Raw genomic sequence first — 17,537 nt, 5'->3', positions numbered from 1 at the left:
CGCCCGGCGCGGCCAGCCCGGACCGCCCGACGGTGGCATCTCTGCCACACCGTCCCGCGGGTGACAGTTGTCGCCGCGCCGCAGCCAGTCGTCAGGTGCGTTGGCGCACGCCGATGCCACAATCCGGCCCCTTCGATAGGGAGTCTTAAGGCCATCCCGACACCGTGGCGACCGGGTAGACCCGCTCTCGCCATGAACTGACGAACTCCGGACAAGAGCCAGCGACTGATGCGCACCAAGGCAACAAACCGGTTCACCGCCATCCTGGGCGTCGCCGCGCTCGGCACGCTCGGGCTCGGCGCCGCCGAGGCCCGAGACCAGGGCAACTACGCCCAGGCCGAGTGGGCGCAGGATTACGCCTCGCCTGCCGGCATGCAGGTGCAGCGCGAGACCGTGCCGATCCTGTCGCCCCAGACCGTGGCGGCCACCGAGCAGATGGTCGAGCGCTATCGGGATATCGTCAACCGCGGCGGCTGGCGTCCGGTCTCGGGCGCCGAGCGCCTGCGCGTCGGCGCGAAGGGTCCGGCGGTGGCCGCGGTGCGCCAGCGCCTGATCGTCACCGGCGACCTCGATCCGGCCGCCGGCGGCTCGGGCGTGTACGATTCCTACGTCGCGGCCGGCGTGAAGCGCTTCCAGGCCCGGCACGGCCTCAGCCAGACCGGCGCGATGAGCCTCGCCACCCAGCAGGCGATGAACGTGCCCGCCGACGTGCGGCTGCACCAGCTCGAGACCAACGTCGTCCGCCTGCGCTCCTATTCGGGCGATCTCGGCCGGCGCTTCGTGATCATGAACATCCCGGCCGCCCTGGTGGAGACCGTGGAGAACGGCCAGGTCGTCACGCTGCACGCCGCCGGCGTCGGCAAGATCGACCGCCAGTCGCCGATCATGAACACCAAGGCGACGCAGATCAACTTCAACCCGACCTGGACGGTCCCGGCTTCCATCGTGAAGAAGGACCTGATCCCGAAGATGCAGAAGGATCCGAACTACCTCACCGACAATAAGATCCACATCCTGTCGGGCAATGGCGAGGTCTCGCCGCGCTCGATCAATTGGAACTCGGATGAGGGCACGCGCTACACCTACCGGCAGGAATCGGGTGCCGACTTCAACTCGATGGGCATCGTCCGCATCAACATCCCGAACCCCTACGGCGTGTTCATGCACGACACGAACACCAAGGGCGTGTTCGGCGACGATTTCCGCTTCATCTCGTCGGGCTGCGTGCGCGTGCAGAACGTGCGCGAGTACATCACCTGGCTGCTGAAGGAGACCCCCGGCTGGGGCCGTGAGCAGGTCGAGCAGGCGATCGAGAGCGGCAAGCGCGTCGACGCCAACATCGCCCAGCCCGTGCCGGTCTACTGGACCTACATCACCGCCTGGGCGACCCCGGATGGCCTCGTGCAATTCCGCGACGACATCTACAAGCGCGACGGCGTGAACGTGCCCTCGACCATCGGGGCGCCGACCCCGGTCGCCAGCGCCGAGCCGCTGCCCCAGACCTTCGAGCCCGGCGACGAGGAGTAAGCGCTCCGCGCCTCGGCCCGACGGCTTCATCCGAGGCCCGCATCCCATCCGGGGTGCGGGCCTCGTGCGTTTCGGGGCCGCGCTGTCATCGGGCGGTCAAACGCCTCTGCTTGGCCTTTGCCGCCGAGCAGGAGCCCCCGATGTCGCGCGATTCCAATCCCGCACCCGCACGCCTCACCCGCCGGGAGACCGTGGCCGGCGCCGCCGCCCTCGGCCTCATCGCCGGCCGCGCCGGGGCGCAGGAATCCGGGGAGGCCACCGGCATCGTCTATGCAGTCCCGGCGACCGGCGCCGACCGCGCGCCGCTGCCGGGCGTGCTGGTCTCGAACGGCCGCGAGGTCGCGCGCACGGACGGGCAGGGGCGCTATCGCCTGCCGATGCCCGGGGACGGCGCGGTCTTCGTGATCAAGCCGCCCGGCTACGCCCTGCCGCGCGATGCCGACAACGTGCCCCGGCACTCCTACATCCACCAGCCCAACGGCACGCCGGCGAGCCTCGGCCTGCGCTACCGGGGCCTCGCACCCACCGGCCCGCTTCCGGCCTCGATCGACTTCACTCTGACCCGGGTCGACGAGCCGGCGGATTTCGACGTGATCCTGTTCACCGATCCGCAGCCGGAGAGCCGGTTCGAGCTCGACCATGTGCGCGACACCGCGGTCGCCCGGGCGATGACCATCCCGGCGGCGTTCGGCCTCACCACCGGCGACGTGCTGTTCGACGACCTCTCGCTCTACGGCCGCTCCAACCGCATCGTCGGCCGGATCGGGCTGCCCTGGTACAGCCTGCCCGGCAACCACGACCTCAACATGCAGGCCCCGGACGCGCGCTACAGCCGCGAGACCTGGAAGCGCGTGTTCGGCGCGCCGAGCTACGCGTTCCGGCACGGGCGGGTGCTGTTCGTCATGCTCGACAACGTGGAGTGGATGGGGCCGCCGGTGCCGGTCGGGGCCAACACCTACCGGGGCCATATCGGCGAGCGGACGCTCGCCTTCCTGAAGAACCTCCTGGCCGAGATCCCGCCGGACGACCTGATCGTGCTGGCGACCCACATCCCGCTGCTCACCGATACCGGCGACGACCCGCGCAGCGCGACGATCGACCGGGCGGCGCTGCTCGACGTGCTGGCCGGCCGCAAGGTGCTCAGCCTCGCCGGCCACACCCACACCACCGAGCATCACTACCCGGCGGACGGGCACCACCACCACGTCATGACGGCCGTGTCGGGCTCGTGGTGGAGCGGGCCGGATACCCGGACCGGCATCCCCTCGGCCGACAGCCGCGACGGCACGCCGAACGGCTTCCACGTGCTCTCGATCCGCGGCACCGACTACACGACCCGCTTCGTCCCCGCCCAGGGCGAGCCGGACGCGACGATGCGCATCGCCTTCGAGAGCGAGTTGCGTCCCGCCGCCCCGGAGATCGTCCGGGCGAGCCATCCGATGCAGGGCCTGCGCCCCCCGGTCCCGCAGGAGGCGCTGGCCTCGACCAACCTCGTGGTCAACGTCTTCGACGGCGGCCCGCGCACGACCCTGACTGTGGGGATCGGCGACCGGGCGCCGGAGCCGATGGTCCGCACCCGGCGGCTCGACCCGTTCGTGACCGAGCTCTACGCGCGGTACCCCGAGACCAAGAAGAGCTGGGTCCAGGCGACGCCCTCGACCCATATCTGGACCGCCCGCCTGCCGGACGACCTCCCGCCCGGCGCCCACCGGGTCACCGTGGCGGGGACGGACGAGTACGGCCGTCCGATCCGCGCCTGCGCCGTCCTCGAGGTGACCGGCGACGGCGCGCGCGGCTGACAGTTCACGTCGGCGCGACCCGGGCGGGCGACCGCGATGTCTGCATCGCGGTCGAGGCGGCTTCGATCGCCGTCGCGATCGCGGCGATCAGGGTGGCGGTGACGAGCGTGGCCTGCCACGGACCTTGGACCGGGTGGCCGAACAGGGTCTGGCACGTGAACAGGGCCAGGTTCGAGGCGACCAGGTAGATCAGGACATGCCGCCCCGGGCTCGTCAGGAAGCGGGGGAGGGCGACGCGCCGGACGATCGCCATGCTGGCCGCCCGATAGAGCAGGAGGAACAGGGCCGGCCCCACGACCCACAGGGTCGAGGGCGGGAAGCGGGCGGGCGGACGCTCGGCCGTCATCGCCACGGCGAGAAACCCGTAGGTCGCCAGGGCGGCAAGGCACAGCGCGAGGCGGCCGAACGGTTCCGGCTTCCCGGCATAGAATGCTCCGAGAAACAGCCACATCGCGTAGGGCGCGAGCGGGAAATACGTGGTGTTCGGCGCGCTGAACAGGATCCTCAGCCAGGGCAGATCGAAGGCCTCGATCTGGACGCATCCGGACAGGGCCGAGAGGGCCACGCCCAGGGCCAGGATCGCTGGCTGCGCGGCGAGCGGGCCGAGCCATCGCCCGATCCCGATCATCGCGAGGCTCAGGACGAAGAACGAGGCCAGGAACTCGCTGTGGCCGGGCAGGTCGGTCAGCGTCACGACGCCCAGGATCCGCGTGCCGGACCAGCCGGTCCGCTCGATCAGCAGCAGATGCCCGATGCCCGACAGGTAGAAGGCCAGCAGGATTTGCGCGGGGCCCTTGAGCCGGGCCCAAACCGTCCCGGCCCGATCCCTGCGGCGGGACAGGGCCGTTCCCCAGCCGAACGCGAACAGGAAACCCGAGAAGCTGATGAGGTTGATGACGTTCGACAGGCCTTCCGCCAGCCTGTCGCCCGGCGCCTGAACGATCTGGACGACGTGGGCGAAGACCATGCCCGTGACGAGAAGCGTCTTGAACACATCCAGATCGAGGCACCGATCCCGGCGTTCATTCCTGCTGGACAAGCGGGCCCCTCGGACAGCGGCGGACGCCGTGATGCGCTGCCGTGAGCGTCGCCGCCCCGTGTAAAGATGACGTGTCCGAACGGAGCGGCCTGCTTCATCCCGGTGTACGATCCGTCAACGACCGCGGACCCTGGTCTTTCGCGCCCGCTTCGCCGGCAGGCTCCTCCGAGGGGGGCGCCCCGGACCGGGCGGAGCCGATCCGGGGCGGATGCGCGGACCCGATGTCAGGCGGCGAGCTGCCGGGTGCCGTGGCCGCCCTCCTGCACCTCCTCGACGATCTTGGCGCAGAAGGCGTCGAGATCGCCCGGGTTGCGGCTGGTGATGATGCCCTGGTCGGTCACCACGGCCTCGTCGTGCCAGCGGCCGCCGGCATTGATCACGTCGGTGCGGATCGAGGCGAACGACGTCAGGTCGCGGCCCTTGGCCGCGCCGGCCTCGATCAGCAGCCACGGCGCGTGGCAGATCGCGGCGACGACCTTGCCGGAGGTCAGGAAGCTCCTGATCACCTCCAGGGCCTTCGGCTCGAGCCGGAGCTTGTCCGGGTTGATCTGGCCGCCCGGCAGGACCAGCGCATCGTATTCGGCGGGGTCGACGCGCTCGAGATCGATGTCGACCGCGACCTCCTTGCCCCAGTCGGTCTTGTCCCAGCCGCGGATCGTGCCCTTGCTCTCGCGCGATTGCGGCGCGGCCACCAAGACGGTGGCGCCGGCCTCGGCGAGCTGGGCGTGCGGCACGGTGAGTTCGCTCTCCTCGAAGCCGTCGGTGGCGAGGATCAGGATCTTGGCTTGGCTGATATCGGGCATGGCGGGCCTCCTTGATGGGGGGTCTGCCCGGTCAACGGAGGTGCCTGGGCGCTGTTCCGCGCCGCACCGGATCCGGGCTCTACCTGCGGAACCCCCGGAGGGGCGGCCCGTTGATCCGGCATCCCGAACACCAGCAGGAGACGCGCCATGGCCAATCCCGGCGTTCCCGATCCCACGCCCGGCGATCTGCCGCCGCCGCCCCCCTTGCCCGAAGACGAGCCCGATATCGGACCGACCGGACCGCGCACGCCCTATCCGGTGAACGATCCCGGCGTCGGCGAGCCCGGCGGCCCGGGCTCCGAGCCCGACGTCTTCCCCGGATCGCCGACCGATCCCGGCACGCGGATGTGATCCGGCCGGTTCAGTGACCGCCGTGCGAGGTGCGTACGTCGCGCGGCGCGCTGAGGATTTCCGAGAGGCTCGTCACCACGTGGCGGGCCTCTTCGTCCGTCAGGCGCAGCTGGAACGGAGGCAGCGCGCCGGCCTGGAGCGCGACCACGGCCTGGCCTTCCTCGTCGGTGCCGATCTCGATCGCCGAGGACGTGACGTCGAGCATCGCGACCTCCTCGTCGCCCAGGCCCTCGGTCAGGTCGGGCTCGTCGGTGTCGTCGATCGCCGTGAGGAGCTGCCCGACGGCCCGCACCAGGGCGCGGGCGGCGCGGGCATCCATCACCACCGCCGTCGCCTGATCGTCCTTCTGGAAGGAGAGCTGGATGTTCGCACCGTCCAGCGAGACCGAAATGCCTGCCATGTATCGTCCGGGAGCCACGCGCCTTAACTGTCTGTCCGCGTTCCGTATATGCAACGAGAACGCCGGAAATCACAGGGGGCGTCGCGCCGCTACGGTTGGCCCGCCGGGCCTGCGACCGAGAGGCCGCGCCCGAAACGCCTTGTTGCCGCCGCAGCCAGCGCCTAAATAGAGCCTCGGGGGGCTTTCCCATCGAGACCGGCGCTTTCCAACGCCTGGCGTCTCGCGCCCTGCCACACTGGCCAACCCAGCAAGACCGTGGTGCATCGCGCGGCTTTTTCGCCGTGCGCATGACCTATGGACGAACGAGGTACCCTACGTGAATACCGGCACTGTGAAGTGGTATAACGAGACCAAGGGCTACGGCTTCATTCAGCCCGATGACGGCGGCAAGGACGTTTTCGTTCACATCTCCGCCGTAGAGCGGGCTGGCATGCGTAACTTGGTCGAGGGCCAGCGGCTCTCGTACGAGATCCTGACGGACAAGCGCAGCGGCAAGGACGCCGCCGGCAACCTTCAGGCCGCCTGAACCCGCGAACGGGATTGAACCGGCCGCATCAGGCGGCTCCCCCTTCCGACGCTTCCATCCGGGCGATCGCCCGGGCCGCGGGGGCGTCGGAGGCAACCAGCAGAAACGACGCCGGTCGCGCACAGACGTCCGGTCCAGAAAAGAAAAGACACACGCGATAATGATGTTCGAATACACGCGGCGCCGCGGCGTCCGCTCCCCCGTCACCGATGCGTCGACCTTCCGGGTCGGTCGGCTGGCGCGGGCCAATTCCGCGAACGAGGCCGGGACCGATCTCAGCAACCTGATCGATCGGTCCTACAACTACCATTCCCCCCGGGAACTGCGCTGGCATCTCGCCGAGCGCTTCGGGCTCGCGCCCAACGCCGTGGTCATCCGCGAGGCGGCGGCGGCCTGAGGGCCGATCCGGCCCGATAGGGTCCCCGCACGTTCAGAGCGTCTGGAGCCGCGTTCGATCGATGATCGAGCGCGGCTTTTGCGTGGGTGCGAGCCGACGCGCGTCGCCCGCTTGCGCCCCGGCGCGGCCCTATCGATCCCAGGCCGCCAGAACCAAGTCGCGCAGGGCGACCGGTGTCGCCAGCAACTCGCCATGGACCGGGTCGGGCCGGTTGTAGGTGGTCGCCTGACCCTTGAGGTCGCAGACCACGCCGCCGGCCTCCCGCAGGATCAGGTCGGCCGCCGCGATATCCCAGTCGCGGGCGTTGCCGGAGATCAGCCCGACATCGACCGAGCCTTCCGCCACCCGGGCGAGCCGCAGGGCCAGCGACGGGATGCGGTCGATCCGCTCGAAATCGACATCGGCGCCGGCGCCCCGGGACAGGCGGTCGAGCATCGGCTTCGGCCCGGTGATCCGCGCGCCGGGCAGCGTCTCCTTGGCATCGACCCGGATCGGCTCGCCGTTCCGCGTGGCGCCGTGTCCGAGCACCGCCTCGTAATCGGCATTGCCGACGGGGGCGTGGACGAAGCCGATCCGCGGCTGGCCGCCGGCCAGCAGCGCGACCGCGATCGACCAGTCGGGATGGCCCGACAGGAACGCCCGGGTGCCGTCGATCGGGTCGACGATCCAGACGAGGTCGTGGCCGATGCGCGACGGGTCGTCCGCGGTCTCCTCGGACAGCCAGGCCGCCTCCGGCACCAGCGCGCTCAGGCGGATCTTCAGGAAGGTGTCGACCGCCACGTCGGCCTCCGTCACCGGAGACCCGCCGGCCTTCGACCAGATCCGCGCGGAGGTCTGGCCGCCCAGCCTGAAGAACGGGCGGGCGATATCGGCGGCCTCGCGCATGACCGCGCGCAGGTCCGGCATCAGGGCGGATACGGCCGCGTCGGAGAGGGGCTCGGGCATCGCGCTCCGCAGGGAATGCGTCAGGCCCGGATCGGGCCACGTCGGGGCCTCCGCCCGGCAGGTCGGAGGTACTGAGCCGGCTCGGCAGGAGGTTGTGGGTACCGGAGGGCCGTGCCGCCCGGTGGCCTCCGTTGTAGGGCGCCAGCCCCACGGCCACAAGGATCCGCACTCCACCACCGGGATCGATCGAGACTCATCGATCTTCGCAAGGAGTTGTTGAGCATTCAAGGAAGCATTGAGCATTCCTCAAATGACATCCCCGTCCAGAATCGCTTAACGACGGTGCTTAAGCTGTGCGGAGGAGTTCGGGTGCGATTTTGCTTGGCATAACGGACGGCCCGACACGGGTCGCCACTTGCCCCAGGGACTCGGACAGATGAACACTTCCTCGTTCACGGACGAACGTCGCGAAGGACCTTTCATGGATGCCCAAGGGGCCGCTTCCGCTTTCGCCCCGTCGCCCCTGCCGGTGATCGGCCGGGTCTCCGGCGCCCGCAAGGCCGCCGGGATCGCCCTGGCCTACGCCACCGAGGACGCCGAGATCTGCGGCGCCGACCGGTTCAGCCTGATCCTGGTCGATGCCGAGGGCGAGGAGTTGCACCGTCTCGGCTGCTTCGACGAGGACGACGTGGTCGCCATCTGGCGGGACATCGCCGCCCGGGCCGGGCTGGTCCGGATGATCGTCCGGGAGGACGGCGTGCTGGTGCCGGTCTCCGAGCAGATCGGCCGGCTGATCCTCGGGCGCGTGCGCATCCGCCGCCGGCATGCCGGGCTCGGTGCCCGCCGCCCGCGCTTCCTGGCCCGCCGCAAGACCGGTCGGCTGCCGGCCCGTCCGCAGATCTTCCGCGGCGAGAACGAGATCATCGCCCGCACCTGATCGCGCTGCCGGATCTCAGGAGAGGCTGCGCAGCAGCGCGTCCGCCGAGAGCCCGACGAACAGGATCAGGCCGGCATCCCGGTTCGAGCGGAACAGGGTCAGCGCACCCCGCCCGTCGCGCTCCCGCAGCGACAGGACCTGCCATCCGAGATGCGCGGCGAAGGCCGCGACCCCGAGAAACCCCACGAGCCCCGCGCCTGCGCCCCAGGCGGCCAGCGCGACGAACAGCGCGGCGAGCGCGTAGCACAGACCCACGGCGCCCCGGACGTGCCGACCGAACAGGCGGGCCGAGGAGTGGATGCCGGCGATCTCGTCATCCTCGATGTCCTGGACCGCGTAGATCGTGTCGTAGCCGACCACCCACCAGATCGTGCCCGCGTAGAGCAGCAGCGCCGGGGCATCGAGGCGGGCGAACAGGGCCGCCCAGCCCATCAGCGCCCCCCACGCGAAGGCCAGGCCCAGCACCGCCTGCGGCATCGGCATGACCCGCTTCATGAACGGGTAGATCGCGACCGGCAGCAGGGAGCACAGCCCGACGAGCACCGCCTGCTCGTTGAACTGCAGCAGCACCGCCAAGCCGACGAGCAGCTGGGCCAGCAGGAACAGCGCCGCGTGGCGCGGCCGGACCTGCCCGGAGGGGAGGGGACGCTGGCGCGTGCGCTCGACCTGGGCGTCGAGGTCCCGGTCGGCGATGTCGTTGTAGGTCGAGCCCGCGCCACGCATCGCCACCGCGCCGATCAGGAACAGCAGGCAGTGCCAGGGATCGGGGAAGGACAGGTCGGCCTTGATGGCCGCCAGGGCGGACGACCACCAGCACGGCAGGAGCAGGAGCCACCAGCCGATCGGCCGGTCGATGCGCGCCAGGCGCAGATAGGGCCGCCAGGGCCGCGGCGCCGCGCGCTCGACCCAATGCCCGCTCACCGCGTCGGCCGGACGCCCGTCCTCTGCCGCCGTCCCGCTCATCGGTCGGATCTCCGGTCGTCCCACGCGCAATCCCGCTCCGTCACGGAGCTAGCAGATTCACACATCAGGGCCGGCAGCAAGCGCCCGAAGCGCTGCGTCCTGTCTCTCGCACGGGTCACGGACCATGCCGGTTCGAGCGCCCCCGCTGTTGTGCGGCTTAACGTGCCCCCTCTCCCGTGCGGGAGAGGGCTGGGGTGAGGGACCAGGGCTTTCCGGTGGGGTCGCATCCCTCACCCTGTCCCTCTCCCGCACGGGAGAGGGGACCTGCGCATCGTCCGGAGATGTGTGAGACCGGTCGCGCAGGGACGGGCGGGATGGCGCGTGTCATCGATCGACCGGACGCCCCGTCGAGCGTGAGGCAATCCGAAGCGCGCTGCGTGGGGACCTGGTGCGGGGACGGGCGCCCCGGCCTGGACGCCTCTACAGGGCGCCCTGCGGCAGCTTGAAGCTGCCGGTCAGGCCCGGACCGCCGAGCAGGCCGCTGCTGGCGCCGTTCTGGGCCTGGGCGCGGGCCTGCGCCTCCATCTTGGTCGCCTGGGCCGCGACGCCGCAGATCTTGGTGCGGATGCCGCTGACCTTGAGGTGGTCGGCCTTGAAGCCCTCGGCGAAGGAATCCGGGATCGAGCACCATTCCTTGTTGGCGGCGATCCACTTCATGCCTTCGGCCCCGTTGGACTGGAGCTTGCCGAACAGCGCGCAGGCTTCCTGCGGCGTCATCTTCTTCTTGCTGTTCGACGCGGCGTTGGCGCGGGAGACCAGCGCCTTGCGCTCGGCCAGGGTCTTCTGGATCGTCCCGCATTCCGGGGCCGCGCCCTGCGCGAAGGCCGCCGTGCCGAACAGCAGGCCGCCGACGAGCGCCGCCGCCCCCAGACTCAAGCTCCCGTATGCCATCCTGCGACTCCCTCAGACGCCTGCCGGAACCCGCGCACCGCCGGCCCCACTCCGTTCCCTTGGGTTCGCCATAGGAATGTGGCGTCAATCGAGCGGCAAACCGGCGAGGCCATGCTGGTGTGGGGGAAGCGCCAAAAACCGGCCTTCGTAACCTTTTCGCAACAGGTTTGCGGGTTGCCGGGGGCTTCGGCCCGCGTTGACAGCTCCGCCGGCGCGCGCGACCACCCGACCATGCCGGCCTACGACTTCACCGCCCCGCGTCTCCATGTCGAATCGGACCTCGCCGCCGGCGTGGTCCTGCCGCTCGACCGGGCCCAGGCGAATTACCTGCTCAACGTCCTGCGCCGCGGTCCCGACGATCCGGTTCTGGTGTTCAACGGGCGGGACGGGGAATGGCGCGCGCACCTCGTGCAGACCGGCCGGAAGGGCGCCGATCTCCACGTCTCCGAGCGCACCCGCGCCCAGACGCCGCGCGCCGACCTGCACTACCTGTTCGCGCCCCTGAAGAGTGCGCGGCTCGATTATCTCGCCCAGAAGGCGGTCGAGATGGGCGCCGGGACGATCCGCCCGGTCATCACCCGCTACACGCAGGGCGAGCGGATCAACATGGACCGCCTGCGCGCCAACGCCGTCGAGGCCGCCGAGCAATGCGGCATCCTGGCGATCCCCGATTGTCCGGAGCCGGAGAAGCTCGGCCCGGCGCTCGCCGGTCTCGCGCCCGAGCGGCTGCTCGTGTTCTGCGACGAGGATGCCCCCGTCAGCGACCCGGTCCGGGCCCTTCGGGAGGCCGCCGATCCCGCGCAGCCGCCGCCCCTCGCCGTCCTGGTCGGGCCGGAGGGCGGCTTCTCGGACGACGAGCGGGCGGCGATCCGGGCGCGGCCGAACACGGTCGCGCTGTCGCTCGGGCCGCGGATCCTGCGGGCCGACACGGCGGCGGTCGCGGTGCTGACCCTGGTCCAGGCGGTGCTCGGTGACGCGCGCTGACGCAAAGGCCGGCCGGAGCGTGTGTGCCGGCGCACATGAGAGCGGCGGGCCACGGGATTGTTCCGCCGAAGCGGGGTGAACAGGGGCCCCGGTCCACGGCGCCGCGTTGTCGGTTCCCGAAGCCTCGATTATGTCCCGAACCGGACGCCGCCCGCGCCGTGCTCTCGAAGCCGGCGCGGGCGTCCGTCCGGTCTCCGCTCGCGGGACGGGGTTGAACCGGACGGACTCGTCGGAGCATTCCGGTGCGCTCCCGTCCCGGGCGTATGGTTCACAGGCACGGGCAGGCAGCGCATGGCGCGCGACAGCAACGACACCACGCCGCTCACCACGCGCGCCGAACTGATCGAGTGGTTCGCCGCCGGCGAGAAGCCGCGCGCGCGATTCGCCATCGGCACGGAGCACGAGAAGATCCCGTTCTACCGGGAGAGCCGCGAGCCGGTGCCCTATGACGGCGAACGCGGCATCCGCGCGCTGCTGGAAGGGCTCGCCCGGGAGACGGGGTGGGAGCCGATCCTCGACCTCGGCAACATCATCGGCCTCTCGGCCGAGGAGGGCGGCGCGATCTCGATCGAGCCGGGCGGGCAGTTCGAGCTGTCCGGCGCGGCGCTGCCGGATGTGCACGCCACCGCTTCCGAGCTCGCCGCCCATCTGGCGGCGACCAAGCGCGCGGCCGATCCGCTCGATATCGGCTTCCTGACGCTCGGCATGAGCCCGCGCTGGCGCCGGGACGAGACCCCGGTCATGCCCAAGAGCCGCTACAAGATCATGGCCGGCTACATGCCGAAGGTCGGCGCCCTCGGCCTCGACATGATGCTGCGCACCGCCACCGTACAGGTGAATCTCGACTTCGCCTCCGAGCCCGACATGGTGCGCAAGATGCGCGCCTCCCTGGCGCTCCAGCCGGTGGCGACGGCCCTGTTCGCCAATTCGCCCTTCACCGACGGGCGGCCTAACGGCTTCCTGTCCCGCCGCTCCGAGATCTGGCGCGACACCGATCCCCACCGCACCGGCATGCTGCCCTTCGCGTTCGAATCCGGGTTCGGCTACGAGGCCTATGTCGACTGGCTGCTCGACATGCCGATGTATTTCGTCAAGCGCGGCGACATCTACCACGACGTCTCGGGCGCCTCGTTCCGCGACCTGATGGCCGGCAAGCTGGCGCAGCTCCCGGGCGAGTACGCCACGGTCGCCGACTGGGCCAACCACGCCTCCACGGCCTTCCCGGAGGTGCGGCTCAAGCGCTTCCTGGAGATGCGCGGCGCCGATGTCGGCGATCCCGGCATGATCGCGGCCCAGGCCGCCTTCTGGGCCGGGCTGCTCTACGACGAGGCGGCGCTGGACGCCGCCCTGGATCTCGTGAAGGGCTGGAGCCCGGCCAACCGCGAGGCCGCCCGCGCCACCGCGCCGCGCCTCGGCCTCGCTGCCCCGGTGGCCAACACCACCCTCGGCGCGGTCGCCGCCGAGGCGCTCGCCATCGCCCGCGCCGGTCTGCGCGCCCGCGATCGCCGCGATGCCGAGGGCCGCGACGAGACGGTCTACCTCCAGCCGCTCGAGGCGATCGTCACCGCGGGACGCACCCGGGCGGACGATCTGCTCGCCGATTACGAGGGCCGCTGGAGTGCCTGCGTGCGCCCGGCCTTCACGGAATGCGTGTTCTGAACCGCCGATCCTGAGCGTCGTGCGGCCGCACACCGGCGCCTGGAACGAAGTGCGATACCTGGATGTTCACACGCCGATCGTTCAGCGCGTGGAGGAGGTGTCCATGTCCCGCATCACCACATCCGTCGTCGCCGGCGCCTCGGCCTTGGCCATGATCGCCGGTTCGTTCACCGCAGCCGAGGCTGCGCCGCTGCCGGCGCAGACCGCCGTGCAGGTCGGCGGCCCGAGCACCCAGATCGACACGGTCGGCTGGCGGCGCGGCTATTACGGCGGCTACGGCTACCGCCGCGGCTATGGCGGCCGGGTCGCCGGCGCAGTCGCGGCCGGTGCCGCCCTCGGCATCATCGGCGGTGCCCTGGCAGCCAGCGCCGCGCCCCGCTACGGCTATTACGGCGGCGGCTACGGCTACCCGGCCTATGGCTACGCCCCGGTCGGCGGTTACGCCTATCCGGCTTACGGTTACGCCCCGGCCTACGGCTATTACGATTACGGCTGGTAAGCCCTGATCCAATCGGCTTGACGACGCCCGGTCTCCGCGAGGCCGGGCGTTTTTGTTTGCCGGCTCGCGCACGCGACCCGCCGCACGTTAAACGTGCGCCGCAAGCTTCGAACAAGGCCCGCAAGGCTTATCGGTTTTCGGCCATGAGATCGGATCCCTCCGAGGCCGAATCCCTTGTCGAGGAGTCCGTGCCATGATCCGCTTAACCGCCGCTCTCGCGGCCGGCCTGGTCTCCGCCCTGACAGCCGGTGGCGTCTGCTCCGCGGCCGATCTGGGCCCGTATCGCGCCCCGCAGGCCGCCCCGGTCGGGCGCTCGGCCGTCGTCGCCGGCGCGCGGGTCGTCCGGCCGGAATACAGCTATTACGGTGAGTACGGCTATCCGGTGCCGTTCGGCTACGGCTACGCCTACGCGCCGACCCCAGGCCGCAACATGGAATACGGCTATTACGGCCCGACCTATTATGTGTTCGCGCCGGACACCTATCGCGGCCCGATCTTCGGCTATCACGAGTGGTAGGGACGCCGGCCCTGGAGCCATACGTTTGCTGGATGATGCGGCGGAGAGCGTCGAGCTCGACCTCACGGGGCTGAAATGCCCGCTGCCGGTGCTGCGCACGCGCAAGGCCCTGCGCGCCCTGGGGGCTGGGCGCGTCCTGGTGGTGACCTGCACCGATCCGATGGCGATAATCGACATCCCGAACATGGTGCGGGAGGAGGGCGCCGTGCTCGATTCGGCCGAGCGGGACGGGGGTCGCCTGTGCTTCCGCATGAGGGCCTCCGCGAAGCCGCCGCATTCCTGAGCGATCCGTCGCGTTCCCTAGGTTGAGGCGGAGACGGCATGGCACCACGGATCGGGGGCGTGCGCCTCGTGCACGAGGGGTGGGCCCGGTACCTCGTGGCCGAGGTGATGCAGGACGACGGCACGCGCATCACCCGCGAAATGGAAGATCACGGGCGGGCCGTCGCGGTTCTGCCCTACGACCCGGTCCGGCGGGTCGCGACGCTGGTCTCGCAGTTCCGGGCGCCGGTGCTCTATTCGGGCGGCCCGCCGAGCCATGTCGAGGTGCCGGCAGGCCTTCTCGACGACGGCGCCCCCGAGGACGAGGTCCGGCGCGAGGCCGTCGAGGAGACGGGGCTGCGGCTCGGCGACCTCGACCTCGTGGCGAGCGCCTGGACGATGCCGGGCATCTCGACCGAGCGGATGGACCTGTTCCTGGCCGCCTACGGCGAATCCGATCGCATGGGCGCGGGCGGTGGCCTGGCCGCCGAGGGCGAGGCGGTCGCCGTCCACGAGATCCCGCTGTCGGAACTGGTTGCGATGAGCCGCCGCGGCGCGCTCACCGACATGAAGTCGCTGCTGCTGCTGTTCGCGCTGCAATTGCGGCGGCCGGAGCTGTTTGCGTAGGGCGCCCGCAACGCCTTGACGTGACGGATGCGGGCGTGGACGGGCTCAGGCCGGCGCGACGGCCGCCGCCCCGGCCCTCAATCCCGCCGCCCCGAAGCCCGGTCCCGCGCGGCGATGCCGATGAAGCGCCAGGATTCGATGAAGTAGCGGCGAAACAGCCGCCGCGGCGCACAGAGGAAGCGGAAGACCCATTCGAGGCCCAGCCGCTGCATCAGCCACGGGGCGCGGGGCACGTAGCCCGCCGCGACCGAGAGCGCTTCGCCCACGCAGAACACCACCGGGTTGCCGAGCGCGCGGCCCTGGCGATCGACCCAGATCTCCGATTTCGGCGCGCCGACGCCCATCACCAGCAGGGTCGTGCCGTGGGTGCGGATCCGCTCGGCGAGGGCCCGTCCGTAGGATGCGTCGTCCTCGAAGCCGAAGGGCGGGACCGCACTCGCCACGGCGCCGTCCGGGAGGCCGGCGGCCTGGAGGCGCGTGGTCAGCGTGTCGGCGGCATCCTGCCGGGCGGCGACGAAGAACACCCGGCGGGCGAAGGGCGGCGGGTCGGCCAGCACGCAGGCCAGGAGGTCGTGGCCGGTGATCCGCTCGGCCGGCCGCCCGCTCGTCGCCCGGGCGAGCCAGACCAGCGGCATGCCGTCGAGGGTCCGGGCGGCGGCACGGGCGTAGGCGTCGCGGAAATCCGCATCCTCGGCGAGCTGGACGATGTGGTCGACATTGGCGGTGACGATCGTCCGGGGGCCGACCGCGTGATGCGCCGCGACCGCCGCGACGATCGCCGGCGCCGAGCCGGTGTGGAAGCTGTAGCCGAACAGCGTGACGGTCGTGGACGGGTCCGACGCCCCGCGACCGGGCGATGCGGCACGGTCCGGCACGGCCCGGTCTTGCCATGCCGCCTCTGGATCTGCCGGGCCCGGGGCCTCGACATCACGCATCGGCGGCCCGGAAGCTCGTTCCGGGCCGGGCAGCCGCGCGGCGGAACCGGCGGCGGTCGCTGTCGGCGCCGAGCGCCAATGCGATGGCGCCGCCGAGCAGCAGGCCGAGCACCAGAGCCACCGGCAGCACGATCTTCGGCGAGGGCGGGAAGGTCCGCTGCCGGGCCGGGGTCGCCTCCGAGATGATCCGGACGTTGGTGGTGTTGAGCCGCTCCTGCTCGCTCGCCTCGCGGGCGCGCTTCAGATAGGCCTCGTAGACCCCGCGGCGGGCATCGAGCGTCCGCTCCAGCTCGCGCAGGCCGACATAGGCGCGGTCGCTGCTCACCGTCTCGTTCTTGACCCGGTCGAGATTGGCCCGGATCGCCGCCTCACTGGCCGCGGCCCGGTCGTAATCCTTCTGGGTCGTGTCGATGATCCGCTCCTTCTCGCGCTGGATCAGGCGCTGGAGGTCGCGCTGCTGGGCGTATTGCTCGGCCATGGCCGGGTGGCGCTCGCCGAGCCGTGTGGCGAGCTCGGCGGTGTTGCGCGAGAGCGTGGCGTATTGTTGCCGCAGCGCCTGCATCTCCAGGGATTGCAGCATCTCGGGCAGGGCGGTGCTCGGATCCGAGGTGCGCATCTTGCGGGCCTGGTCGAGGCGCGACTTCGCCTCGGCGGTCTTGATCGAGGCAGTGACGAGCTGCTGGTTCAGGTCGCCGAGCTGCTGGTCGGTGAGCAGGCGGCCGCTCGCGGCCACGAGCTTGTGGGCCTCGCGGTAGCGCACCACCTCGCCCTCGGCCTGCTCGACGTCGCGCTTGAGGCTGCCGAGCCGTCCGGTGAGGGCGTCGAAGGCGCGCCGGGCGGTCTCGGTGCGGGCCGCTGCCTCCTCGGCGAAGTAGGCGGCGCCGATCGCGTTGGCGATCCGGGCGGCCTTCTCGGGATCGCGCGACTGGACCGAGACGTCGATCACGAAGGTCCGCTCGGCCCGGCGCACGCTGAGCTTGGTCTGGAGCGTGTCGAGGGCGATGTTGACCGGGTCGCGGCTCGCCGCCGGCGGCACCATGCCGAGCGCACCCTTGATCCAGGCGAGCGTCGGGTTGTTGCCGTCCGGCATCACGAACTCGTCGTCCTGGTCGAGATGCAGCGTGGCGATGACCCGGCGCAGGACGTTGTCGGACTGGATCACCCGGACCTGGCTCTCGGCGATCGACACGCCGCTATCGGCCTGGGGCTGGCGCGCGTTGACGTCGTTCTCGACCACCCGGAGATCGCTGGGATCGACCAGCACCTGGATGGACGAGGTGTAGCGCGGCGGGATCAGGCCGAGCAGCGCCACCGCGGCCGCCACCATGAACAGGGCGCCGAGCAGGATGAAGCCGCTGCCCCGCCACAGGCGGCGCAGGATCACGCGCGCCTCCGTGCGCGGCTCGGCGGGTTGCGGCAGCACCATGCGGACGGGCTGCTCACCGCTCATGCGTGTTGAGAAGTCGAACATGCGCCTCGCTCCTGACCGACCGTGAGGCGGTCCGTGCCGCCCTGAACCGCCATCCGGCTCCCGTCC

Annotated in this window: 20 protein-coding genes; 12 read left to right on the top strand and 8 right to left on the bottom strand. The window is 71.0% G+C overall.

The window, feature by feature from the left end; translation table 11 throughout:
- Positions 1-228 precede the first annotated feature (228 nt).
- Together BMZ47_RS13595 and BMZ47_RS13590 are read left to right on the top strand one after the other, a co-directional pair.
- The gene (locus BMZ47_RS13595; RefSeq protein WP_091862994.1) at positions 229-1,527 is read left to right on the top strand and encodes a L,D-transpeptidase family protein; all 1,299 of its coding nucleotides are present in this window, start codon (positions 229-231) and stop codon (positions 1,525-1,527) included.
- A gap of 140 nt (positions 1,528-1,667) precedes the next feature.
- Positions 1,668-3,326, top strand: coding sequence for a calcineurin-like phosphoesterase C-terminal domain-containing protein (locus tag BMZ47_RS13590; RefSeq protein ID WP_091862991.1), 1,659 nt, complete (start codon positions 1,668-1,670; stop codon positions 3,324-3,326).
- A 4-nt stretch (positions 3,327-3,330) separates the two neighbouring features.
- On the opposite strand, the gene BMZ47_RS13585 is transcribed toward BMZ47_RS13590, so the two are convergent.
- Together BMZ47_RS13585 and BMZ47_RS13580 are read right to left on the bottom strand one after the other, a co-directional pair.
- On the bottom strand, positions 3,331-4,320 hold the full coding sequence (locus BMZ47_RS13585; protein ID WP_091862988.1) for a hypothetical protein: 990 nt from the start codon (positions 4,318-4,320) through the stop codon (positions 3,331-3,333).
- Positions 4,321-4,589: 269 nt separating this feature from the next.
- Entirely contained in the window at positions 4,590-5,168 is a 579-nt protein-coding gene (locus BMZ47_RS13580; protein ID WP_091862985.1) for a type 1 glutamine amidotransferase domain-containing protein, read from the bottom strand.
- Positions 5,169-5,315: 147 nt separating this feature from the next.
- Between BMZ47_RS13580 and BMZ47_RS13575 the strand changes: the two genes are divergently transcribed.
- Complete coding sequence (locus BMZ47_RS13575) at positions 5,316-5,519, top strand: hypothetical protein (RefSeq protein WP_082316915.1); 204 nt, start codon at positions 5,316-5,318, stop codon at positions 5,517-5,519.
- Between the two features lie 10 nt (positions 5,520-5,529).
- Here the strand turns inward: BMZ47_RS13575 and BMZ47_RS13570 are convergent, their stop codons facing one another.
- Positions 5,530-5,919, bottom strand: coding sequence for a hypothetical protein (locus tag BMZ47_RS13570; protein ID WP_007565869.1), 390 nt, complete (start codon positions 5,917-5,919; stop codon positions 5,530-5,532).
- Between the two features lie 316 nt (positions 5,920-6,235).
- Here BMZ47_RS13570 and BMZ47_RS13565 point away from each other — a divergent pair, with 316 nt between their 5' ends.
- Both BMZ47_RS13565 and BMZ47_RS13560 read left to right on the top strand, forming a co-directional pair.
- The gene (locus tag BMZ47_RS13565) at positions 6,236-6,445 is read left to right on the top strand and encodes a cold-shock protein (RefSeq protein ID WP_007565868.1); all 210 of its coding nucleotides are present in this window, start codon (positions 6,236-6,238) and stop codon (positions 6,443-6,445) included.
- A gap of 160 nt (positions 6,446-6,605) precedes the next feature.
- Complete coding sequence (locus BMZ47_RS13560; protein ID WP_007565867.1) at positions 6,606-6,842, top strand: hypothetical protein; 237 nt, start codon at positions 6,606-6,608, stop codon at positions 6,840-6,842.
- Between the two features lie 129 nt (positions 6,843-6,971).
- On the opposite strand, the gene BMZ47_RS13555 is transcribed toward BMZ47_RS13560, so the two are convergent.
- Positions 6,972-7,787, bottom strand: coding sequence for an inositol monophosphatase family protein (locus tag BMZ47_RS13555; RefSeq protein WP_007565866.1), 816 nt, complete (start codon positions 7,785-7,787; stop codon positions 6,972-6,974).
- A gap of 421 nt (positions 7,788-8,208) precedes the next feature.
- Here BMZ47_RS13555 and BMZ47_RS13550 point away from each other — a divergent pair, with 421 nt between their 5' ends.
- Positions 8,209-8,664 (top strand): DUF6101 family protein, encoded by a 456-nt coding sequence (locus BMZ47_RS13550; RefSeq protein ID WP_091862982.1) that lies wholly within the window; start codon positions 8,209-8,211, stop codon positions 8,662-8,664.
- Positions 8,665-8,679: 15 nt separating this feature from the next.
- On the opposite strand, the gene ubiA is transcribed toward BMZ47_RS13550, so the two are convergent.
- Entirely contained in the window at positions 8,680-9,627 is a 948-nt protein-coding gene (gene ubiA, locus BMZ47_RS13545; protein WP_091862979.1) for a 4-hydroxybenzoate octaprenyltransferase, read from the bottom strand.
- A 420-nt stretch (positions 9,628-10,047) separates the two neighbouring features.
- Entirely contained in the window at positions 10,048-10,518 is a 471-nt protein-coding gene (locus BMZ47_RS13540) for a hypothetical protein (RefSeq protein WP_050733332.1), read from the bottom strand.
- 231 nt (positions 10,519-10,749) lie between these two features.
- On the opposite strand from BMZ47_RS13540, the gene BMZ47_RS13535 reads away from it, so the two are divergent.
- From BMZ47_RS13535 to BMZ47_RS13510, 6 genes are all read left to right on the top strand, one after another.
- Positions 10,750-11,502: a 16S rRNA (uracil(1498)-N(3))-methyltransferase gene (locus BMZ47_RS13535; protein WP_007569232.1), complete on the top strand. Its 753-nt coding sequence runs from the start codon at positions 10,750-10,752 to the stop codon at positions 11,500-11,502.
- Positions 11,503-11,793: 291 nt separating this feature from the next.
- Complete coding sequence (locus BMZ47_RS13530; RefSeq protein WP_007569231.1) at positions 11,794-13,161, top strand: glutamate--cysteine ligase; 1,368 nt, start codon at positions 11,794-11,796, stop codon at positions 13,159-13,161.
- Positions 13,162-13,264: 103 nt separating this feature from the next.
- Positions 13,265-13,660 (top strand): hypothetical protein, encoded by a 396-nt coding sequence (locus tag BMZ47_RS13525; RefSeq protein ID WP_091863133.1) that lies wholly within the window; start codon positions 13,265-13,267, stop codon positions 13,658-13,660.
- Between the two features lie 193 nt (positions 13,661-13,853).
- A complete protein-coding gene (locus tag BMZ47_RS13520) occupies positions 13,854-14,177 on the top strand; it encodes a hypothetical protein (RefSeq protein WP_091862976.1) in 324 nt (107 codons plus the stop codon).
- A 25-nt stretch (positions 14,178-14,202) separates the two neighbouring features.
- Positions 14,203-14,460, top strand: coding sequence for a sulfurtransferase TusA family protein (locus tag BMZ47_RS13515; protein ID WP_425285066.1), 258 nt, complete (start codon positions 14,203-14,205; stop codon positions 14,458-14,460).
- Between the two features lie 38 nt (positions 14,461-14,498).
- On the top strand, positions 14,499-15,065 hold the full coding sequence (locus tag BMZ47_RS13510) for an NUDIX domain-containing protein (protein WP_091862973.1): 567 nt from the start codon (positions 14,499-14,501) through the stop codon (positions 15,063-15,065).
- Between the two features lie 77 nt (positions 15,066-15,142).
- Here BMZ47_RS13510 and BMZ47_RS13505 read toward each other — a convergent pair whose 3' ends face one another.
- On the bottom strand, positions 15,143-15,940 hold the full coding sequence (locus BMZ47_RS13505) for a WecB/TagA/CpsF family glycosyltransferase (protein WP_244536814.1): 798 nt from the start codon (positions 15,938-15,940) through the stop codon (positions 15,143-15,145).
- Positions 15,941-15,992: 52 nt separating this feature from the next.
- A complete protein-coding gene (locus BMZ47_RS13500) occupies positions 15,993-17,471 on the bottom strand; it encodes a GumC family protein (protein ID WP_091862967.1) in 1,479 nt (492 codons plus the stop codon).
- Positions 17,472-17,537: the final 66 nt, after the last annotated feature.

The organism is Methylobacterium brachiatum (assembly GCF_900113845.1).
GTDB classification, from domain to species: domain Bacteria; phylum Pseudomonadota; class Alphaproteobacteria; order Rhizobiales; family Beijerinckiaceae; genus Methylobacterium; species Methylobacterium brachiatum.
The sequence above is the reverse complement of the archived record's forward strand: the minus strand, read 5'-3'. Positions and strand labels throughout refer to the sequence as shown.